The organism is Candidatus Hydrogenedens sp., assembly GCA_035378955.1.
Classification (GTDB): Bacteria; Hydrogenedentota; Hydrogenedentia; order Hydrogenedentales; family Hydrogenedentaceae; genus Hydrogenedens.
The window spans coordinates 85,551-93,245 of record DAOSUS010000006.1; the positions used below are offsets into that span (position 1 = coordinate 85,551).

At 38.2% G+C, this 7,695-nt stretch carries 8 protein-coding genes; 2 read left to right on the plus strand and 6 right to left on the minus strand.

What is annotated here, in order from left to right; all coding sequences use genetic code 11:
* From hisI to PLA12_02690, 3 genes are all read right to left on the minus strand, one after another.
* Positions 1-366, minus strand: a complete 366-nt coding sequence (gene hisI, locus PLA12_02680; GenBank protein ID HOQ31396.1) for a phosphoribosyl-AMP cyclohydrolase — start codon at positions 364-366, stop codon at positions 1-3.
* Between the two features lie 220 nt (positions 367-586).
* Positions 587-1,351: an imidazole glycerol phosphate synthase subunit HisF gene (gene hisF / locus PLA12_02685; protein HOQ31397.1), complete on the minus strand. Its 765-nt coding sequence runs from the start codon at positions 1,349-1,351 to the stop codon at positions 587-589.
* 11 nt (positions 1,352-1,362) lie between these two features.
* A complete protein-coding gene (locus tag PLA12_02690; protein HOQ31398.1) occupies positions 1,363-2,190 on the minus strand; it encodes a hypothetical protein in 828 nt (275 codons plus the stop codon).
* 241 nt (positions 2,191-2,431) lie between these two features.
* Between PLA12_02690 and PLA12_02695 the strand changes: the two genes are divergently transcribed.
* Positions 2,432-3,736 (plus strand): alpha-glucosidase/alpha-galactosidase, encoded by a 1,305-nt coding sequence (locus PLA12_02695; protein ID HOQ31399.1) that lies wholly within the window; start codon positions 2,432-2,434, stop codon positions 3,734-3,736.
* Positions 3,737-3,784: 48 nt separating this feature from the next.
* Here the strand turns inward: PLA12_02695 and PLA12_02700 are convergent, their stop codons facing one another.
* The 3 genes from PLA12_02700 to PLA12_02710 form a co-directional block, all read right to left on the minus strand.
* The gene (locus PLA12_02700) at positions 3,785-4,777 is read right to left on the minus strand and encodes a GNAT family N-acetyltransferase (protein HOQ31400.1); all 993 of its coding nucleotides are present in this window, start codon (positions 4,775-4,777) and stop codon (positions 3,785-3,787) included.
* Positions 4,749-5,714, minus strand: coding sequence for a glycosyltransferase family 2 protein (locus tag PLA12_02705; protein HOQ31401.1), 966 nt, complete (start codon positions 5,712-5,714; stop codon positions 4,749-4,751). Before PLA12_02705 ends, PLA12_02700 begins: the two co-directional genes overlap by 29 nt.
* 97 nt (positions 5,715-5,811) lie before the next feature.
* A complete protein-coding gene (locus PLA12_02710; protein ID HOQ31402.1) occupies positions 5,812-6,393 on the minus strand; it encodes a hypothetical protein in 582 nt (193 codons plus the stop codon).
* A 373-nt stretch (positions 6,394-6,766) separates the two neighbouring features.
* Between PLA12_02710 and PLA12_02715 the strand changes: the two genes are divergently transcribed.
* Positions 6,767-7,339 carry a hypothetical protein gene (locus PLA12_02715; GenBank protein ID HOQ31403.1) on the plus strand — a complete coding sequence of 191 codons (573 nt, stop codon included), beginning with the start codon at positions 6,767-6,769 and terminating at the stop codon, positions 7,337-7,339.
* Positions 7,340-7,695: the final 356 nt, after the last annotated feature.

The following is a 7,695-nucleotide window of genomic DNA, read 5'->3' on the forward strand; positions in this document are numbered from 1 at the left end:
TTATTCTTTGGCGACACCATCGCCATCTAAAATTATGGTTTCATCGAAATCAACTCTACGGTAAAAGCAGCTTGTTTCGTTGGTATGACAGGTAGGTCCTGCTGGGTCGCAACGAAGTAATAATGCATCGCCATCGCAGTCAATCCGTATTTCGCGAACTTTGAGAACATTACCGGAGGTTTCCCCTTTTCGCCAAAGTTTCTGCCGAGAACGAGACCAGAAGCAGGCTATCTTTTCTTTAAGCGTAATTTGTAAGGACTCAGCATTCATATATCCAACCATAAGGACTTGTCCTGTTTCAACATGTTGAATAATAGCAGCAATAAGTCCACGGTCATCAAACTTGATTAAATCGTTGAGTTTCATGGGAAATCTCCTTTTTTACAGGTTTATAATTTTACAATAATTTTGTAAAGGTAAATATTTTCTAAAAAAGGTTGGGAAATATAAGAAGGGGGATTTTAATGTATCACCATCGAAATATGTGGGCAGGATGAAGACACAATCCTTGTGGGCTTGTGAAATTTTCAGATATGAAAAATCTTTTATTCATGAGTTCATCCTGTTATTTTTTTGTTAGATGTCATTATAATCGCACAGGGACACCATGCTTTGCAAGAAATTCTTTGGCTTCATGGATGGAGTATTCTGCAAAGTGAAAGATAGAAGCGGCAAGGGCTGCATCGGCTTTGCCTTCTTGTAAGGCGGAACGCAAATGTTCTAAATTTCCAGCTCCACCACTGGCAATTACGGGGATGTTAACGGCTTCTGCTACTGCACGGGTTAGTTCAATATCATAACCTTCTTTTGTTCCATCGGCATCCATAGAAGTAAGTAAAATCTCTCCAGCGCCGCGTCGTTCCGCTTCCATAGCCCATGCTACGGGTTCTAATTCGGTAGGTTTTCCTCCATCTCTGCCACCATGGCTTTTTACTATGTATCGATTTCCTACTTTTTTGGCGTCAATAGCAATAACAATACATTGGGAGCCGAAACGAGCAGAGGATTCATTGATAAAGTTCGGATTAAGAATGGCAGGAGTATTTATGGAAACTTTGTCGGCACCTGCGCTAAGAAGAAGTCGAATATCTTCCAGAGTGCGAATACCTCCCCCAACACAAAGAGGCATAAATACCTGTTCGGCCGTTTTCTGAACAACATCCAACATCGTTTTCCGATTATCTGTTGATGCCCGAATATCTAAAAATACGATTTCATCTGCACCTTCTTCGTCGTAACGGCGCGCTATTTCAACAGGGTCTCCAGCATCACGAAGACCTAAAAATTTCACACCTTTTACAACGCGACCATCAGCCACATCTAAACAAGGGATAATACGCTTGCAAAGCACGAAAAAACTCCTTAATATTTGAGGGAATCAGTATTGTTGGGTGTATCCGATGAATCGGTTTTATCAGCCGCATCAGACGGTTCGGACAAAGTCGGAAGAGGATTTAATTCTTCCTGTTGAGGTTCCTCTAATTTGCAAGAAAGATAATCATTGGAGATTAACTTTTCGTCCGCGGAAATTGTTAGAACTGGGGGTTCCGTTTGAACAGGTTCTTCTGGTGTCGGTTTAATTTCTGAAGGTTCGTATTTTTGTGAGATGGTATCAAAAGCAGTTTTTCCTAAGGATGCATAAATTTTTTCTCCGTCTAGCTGGAAATTGTCTAATTTAATAGTTACCGGGGTTGAAATGGAAAGTCCAAAATAGATATTAAGGAATTCTTCAATTCGGTGAATTATCAGTTCTTGAATGTCTGGCAAGTTTTGTTGTTCTGTTAAGACAATAACAGGGCTAATTTCTACACATACCTTTTTCTGGTCTTTACTTGGCGAGAGTGAAACGGAAACTTGTTTTAATGGGGCAACTTTTTTAAGCATGGCTTCGCATTCTTTTTCTACCGTTGCAAGATTAATTTCTGTAATGCCATTTTCAAGGTTTTGTTTAATAGTGCGGACAACAGGCTTTTTCCGTTTGAGGGATGGAAGGAAAGAATAAACACCTATCAGGATAAACACAATCCCTGTTAGTAATTTGAAAGAACCCGGAAATAGAGCATCCAGAGAGCCATCTGTTGTTTTTGCAATGTAAGAACATACATAAGGGCACTGAACAAATTGTCCAACCAGTGCTATCCCTACGATAATAACCAGCAAAGCAGAAAGTTTTAAGAAAGCAAGTTTCATAATTATATTCCTTATCGTAATTTTTTGTTTTTATTAATGTTTAATTTTAACATGTTAGCCATGGTTTTTTCATTTGTATAAGGTTCTTGATTGTCATTATAACGAAACAAAGCACTTTTGAGTTTCCAGTAAATCTGTTCTTCCTCTTTTGAACTTAGATATTGAAAAGATTTAAATTATATACTTCTAATTGTTTTTATTGAATTGTTTGTTTCTTAAAATATTTTAAAAGGAAATGAGTATGAGTAAGATTTGTTTTTTAGGTGCGGGAAGCACTGTTTTTGCAAAGAATGTTTTAGGTGATTGCATGCATGTAGAAGCATTAAAGGACGCAACGGTTGCATTATTGGATATAGACCCGGAACGATTAGGTGAATCGGAGCGAATGGTGAAAAATTTAAATAAAACATTAGGGGCAGATATGAAAATTGAGTCATATCTGGCGGAGGATGCGGAGAAAGCGTTTAAGGATGCAAATTATATTGTGAACGCTATACAGGTCGGGGGTTATGAGCCCTGTACTGTGATTGATTTTGAAATTCCAAAGAAATATGGTTTGAGGCAAACAATTGGCGATACTTTAGGTATTGGGGGCATTTTCCGTGCGTTACGCACTATCCCTGTGATGTTAAAGTATTGTGAGATTATAGAGAAGGTAGCACCGGATGCTTTGCTATTGAATTATACCAATCCGATGGCAATGGTTACCGGGGCTATCTTAAAAGCAACTTCGGTACGAACGGTTGGTTTGTGTCATAGTGTTCAGGTATGTGCACCGCAATTATGTTTGATGTTAGAACTGCCGGATGATGATTTGCAATGGAAAATTGCCGGTATAAATCATCAGGCATGGTTATTGGAGGTGAAACGGCATGGCGAGGATTTGTATACGGAAATTAAGCGTCGTGCAGAGTTGCCAGAATATCGCTGGAAGGATACAGTTCGGTTTGAGATAATGAAACGGTTCGGATATTATGTAACCGAATCGAGTGAACATAATGCGGAATATGTGCCATGGTTTATTAAAAGTAAAGCACCGCAATTAATTGATGAATTTAATATCCCGCTGGATGAATATCCTAAACGCTGTATGGCTCAAATTGAGGCGTGGAAATACATACGAGATGAACTAACCTCTCTGGATAAGCCTTTGTCTCATGAGCGAACCCATGAATATGCTTCTTATATTTTAGAGGCGATAGAAACAGGCAAGCCGTTTACTTTCGGTGGAAATGTTTTGAATTATGGTTTAATTACGAACCTGCCATATAAGTGTTGTGTTGAAGTTATGTGCGTGGCAGACCGAAGTGGGATAACGCCTACCTATGTAGGGGATTTACCTGTTCAATGTGCGGCTTTGAATAGGACAAACATCAATGTACAAGAAGTGACGATTGAAGCAGTTTTGAAAGGGAAAAAGGAACATATCTATCAAGCGGCGATGTTAGACCCCCATACATCCGCAGAACTAACCATTGATGAAATTATTCATCTCTGCGATGACCTGATGGAAGCACACGGTTCCTGGTTGCCAGAATTCCATTAAAGATTTTTCCTGAAACACAAAACATAGAAAGAAAAAATTAAAATTTAATTATTCTGCGTGCCAGTGGAAATTATAGTGAGCGCCGCAAACACGGGATTGTAATTGGGATGTAAGTGAATTAGCCGGTGCATTGCACGCATGAATAGCCACTTCAAGAATATCCGCACCATAGTTTTGAGCCCAATATATCATGGTAGCCACCATATCTGTATAAATGCCTTTATTTCGCACATTAGGTAGAACACCCACCATATCCCCTTTTGTAATCCGTATTCCTAATGTGTCCTTTGTTCTTTCATCTTCTACACTTGTAATGTATCCCACAATTTGATTATCCATCTCTACAATCCATACACCTTTGGCTCGAATTCCCAGTAAGGAATTTTTAAGCCAGTGCTTAAACATTACGGGAACCTTACCCGTAGCCATTAATTTTTCATCAAGATAAAAACGGCTGTATCTCGGAAAGATTGAAAAATCAATATTTACTAAATTATCCATGTCTTCCTTTGTTGCGGGACGAATAGGAACGGTAATCTTATGCTCCAATTTAAAACCCGTCCGAAAGTCCCATACATGGTGAATATGGGTTGCGATTAAATCAAAGCCGTTTTCTACAATCGCTTTTACTCTGCTGAAATCAAGTGGATGGGAATATATATCCATGAACTTTACATGGTGTTCTTTTGCCCAGAGAACGACTTCTGTCAGAAGGTTCTTTTTAATCCAATAAGCGATTTCGTTTTCTTCTGCCAATAAATAATGAATACGGGCGCAGGGGAAACCAAAAATTTCACTATCCCAATGTAGTTGTTCGGCAAGAATGAAACCACAGACTTTATCGGTGCTATCAAAGGCACAAAAAATGGAAACGGTATCTCGCTTTATTAGACTTTGTATATCGGAGTAGATATAAGAAATATATGCCGATTTATCTATTCCACGAATATAATCGTAAGGATAAAAATTTTGACACTCTGCAAGTCTTAATAAATCGTTATCCGAAATAGCCTCAATCGGTCGAATGTGGATGGTGCTCATCTGTGAGTGTCTCCCTGACAATAAAATAAGGACGATGTTGAACCTCTCGATATGCCCTGCTGACATAGGCACACAATACGCTTATACACAATATCTGTATTCCGACAAAAATTAAAAGTAAGGAAGTCATAATCATAAGAGAATCGGGACTCTTATTAAACAACAGCGAACGGAAAAAAATAAAAAAGCCCAGCAAAAAACCTAATGCAGAAAACAACATACCCACAAACCCAATCGCTTCCACTGGGACAGTGCTTATGCTGGCTATAATATCAAAATTAATCCAGAATAGCGACCAAATCCGATACCTGCTTTTCCCCTTTTCCCGTTTTCTATGCTTGATGGGATGAGATTTAATTTTTAGCCCCATCCAACTGATTTCAGCAGGAATATATCTTGCATGATGGGTTGCTTGAAGTAAACGATTTACTGCATTGTGACTGTATGCCGCCATGCCACAGCCCGCATCCTTTAATTCCGAACCTGTCGCTTTGGAAATAAAACGATTAACAAATTGAGAAAAGAACCTCCGCAAAAAACTATCCTGTCGCTCTGTTCTCCAGCCTTGAACAAAATCAAAATCTCCTTCTTCAAGGGCTTTGATTAAATTGGGAATTTCTTCAGGAAGATTTTGACCATCACCATCCATAGATAAAAAAATAGTTCCCCGAGCATAAGAAAACCCTGCATATACCGCGGGATGTTGACCAAAATTGCGGGTCAAACGGACTACCTGAATATTATCATGCTTGCTATGATATTGCTTCAAAATCTCAAAGGTTTTATCCGTGCTCCCATCATCAACCACAATTATTTCATATCCCCGACCATAACAGTTCATTACTTCGATAATTTCATCAAGCACCCCTCCAATATTTTCTTCCTCATTATACACCGGCACCACTATACTTATTTCTATATCTTTTTTCAGTTCCATGGTGTTGTCTCTGGAATTTGTTTGTTAATGAAATTTGAAGTTTATTTTATCATGATTTCGTTCACAAATTACTTTTTTCTAATTTCAAAATATATTTTTAAATATTCTTTTCGGAAGTAAATAACTCTTCCACTTGTTTTTTTAATGGATATAGTGACTGCATGTATTCGTTTTTGTCGAGGGTTTGGGTGCTTTCTTCTATCCATTGTAATATCTGGTTGATAACATGATGTCGCCAGTATCGTGCCGGACGGGATAACTCGTCGCGTAAGTATTGAATGTCCCGCTGAAGGCTTTTACGCACTTCTCCATCCAGCGGTGTCAAATCGGCTTCTATAACTAATTGTTCTATCGTTTCCAAAATCTCTGCGGTTTCTTCTTCTATCCCTTCGGGGAATGGTGGAAAAAGGCGGTCAAATTCTCGTGAATCCTCTATCAGGTCAATTCCTTTGGGAGTAATTCGGGTCGCAACAAAAAGAGGAGGATTATATCCTGTAATTAATTCTACGAAATCTCGGTCGTATAGATAATGAATATTTGCGGCTAATTGTTTTTTATCAATCTTCCCCGATTCTAAAAAGTCTTCAGGACCGAGCATTTCTGTGGGATTTTCAAGATACCGTTCGTATAATTTTTCCAGTATCCACCGTCGAACCGATTTGGGATGATATCGCTTCATAATTGTTTCCTAATAGGTAAGTGATAATTTTCATCGTTAATTATAATAAAGTGATGTTTATTATAAAAAGAGACTTTGGGAATAATCTATTTGTTTGTAAGGAACAGACTTTTATGCTTCCCATATTAGATTTTTTTCTGTTAGTAGAAATGCTTTTTGATGGAAAAATCGTTTGATTGGGAAAAGAAGATATAAATCTGCTCTTATGTCCTGTAAATCATCAACTAATTTTATAATCCCGTTTTTTTAAACAATAAATCGTAAAAAAATCTGTAATGTTTTTTTATTTGTATTGTATGAATATATAGAAAGAAGTAGGGTAAGTTAAACAACAAAAAGTTCAACAAAACAAATAACATAAGGAGATTGTACTATGCTAAACAAAACATTATCCGCAATTCTGGTTGCTTCCCTGATTGTAGTGGTTTCAGGGTGTTCTCCCTCAGGGGATTTGACCAAAGCCATGGCAAATGCGGGTCCTCTTGGCAAATGGATAGCCTCATTGCAAATAGGCGTTTCGCCACGAACGGTGACTTTTACCAAACAGGATGTTCAGGAGCAAAAAGCAAAAAATATTCGTGTATGGGATAGGTTCCCCTTTGGCGGGAAAATAGATTTTACCGTAGTTCCAAAAGATAACTGGGTTACGGTATCGCCAGTTCAAGGGTCAAGTGCAGGTCCCTGGGATCGGGTTTCTGTAGAAGTGAAAGTTTCGACCTCTGTGTTAGAGACATCGGAAACAGCGTTGCCATTAGATTCACTGATTGAAATTAAGACCGCAGATGACATTACAAAAAATGTGAAAGTAAATGTGGTAGAAAAAGGCAATGTTGCCCACCAGATTCGTGAGCGAATCAGAGAGCGATTAGAAGAACTATTCGGCAGAATACGCCAAAATCAGCATGAAGGAAATCCAAATCAAGGGAACCAAGGCGGAAACCAATAGCAGATTGGACAGTAGATATACATAATTAAACACTACAAATTAAAGAATACTGTGAGTAGGGAACAATCTCCCTACTCACGGTATTTTTCTGAGTAGACAAGGATACATTAAGATTTTGAAGATAAAAAAGATTGAAAGTTTTGGATAGAAATATAATTTGTGAGAGAGAAGGACATGATAGTTAAATTTTTCAAAAACATTAATTATGCAGGCAAACCCAAATTTAAAGCCCTTATAGGCTGACGCCACAAAGATTTCAGATTTGTTATAATAGCTTCAGATAGTAAATCTTCTGAAGAACTGTTTTGACGCCACAAAGATTTCAGATTTGTTATAATATTGTGGGTCTCGTTTTA

Bases quoted from the DNA above. Each gene is read 5' to 3' on its own strand.
- PLA12_02700 (HOQ31400.1), bottom strand. From the start codon at position 4,777: ATGAGCACCATCCACATTCGACCGATTGAGGCTATTTCGGATAACGAT.
- PLA12_02695 (HOQ31399.1), top strand. From the start codon at position 2,432: ATGAGTAAGATTTGTTTTTTAGGTGCGGGAAGCACTGTTTTTGCAAAG.
- hisI (HOQ31396.1), bottom strand. From the start codon at position 366: ATGAAACTCAACGATTTAATCAAGTTTGATGACCGTGGACTTATTGCT.
- PLA12_02715 (HOQ31403.1), top strand. From the start codon at position 6,767: ATGCTAAACAAAACATTATCCGCAATTCTGGTTGCTTCCCTGATTGTA.
- PLA12_02690 (HOQ31398.1), bottom strand. From the start codon at position 2,190: ATGAAACTTGCTTTCTTAAAACTTTCTGCTTTGCTGGTTATTATCGTA.
- PLA12_02705 (HOQ31401.1), bottom strand. From the start codon at position 5,714: ATGGAACTGAAAAAAGATATAGAAATAAGTATAGTGGTGCCGGTGTAT.
- PLA12_02710 (HOQ31402.1), bottom strand. From the start codon at position 6,393: ATGAAGCGATATCATCCCAAATCGGTTCGACGGTGGATACTGGAAAAA.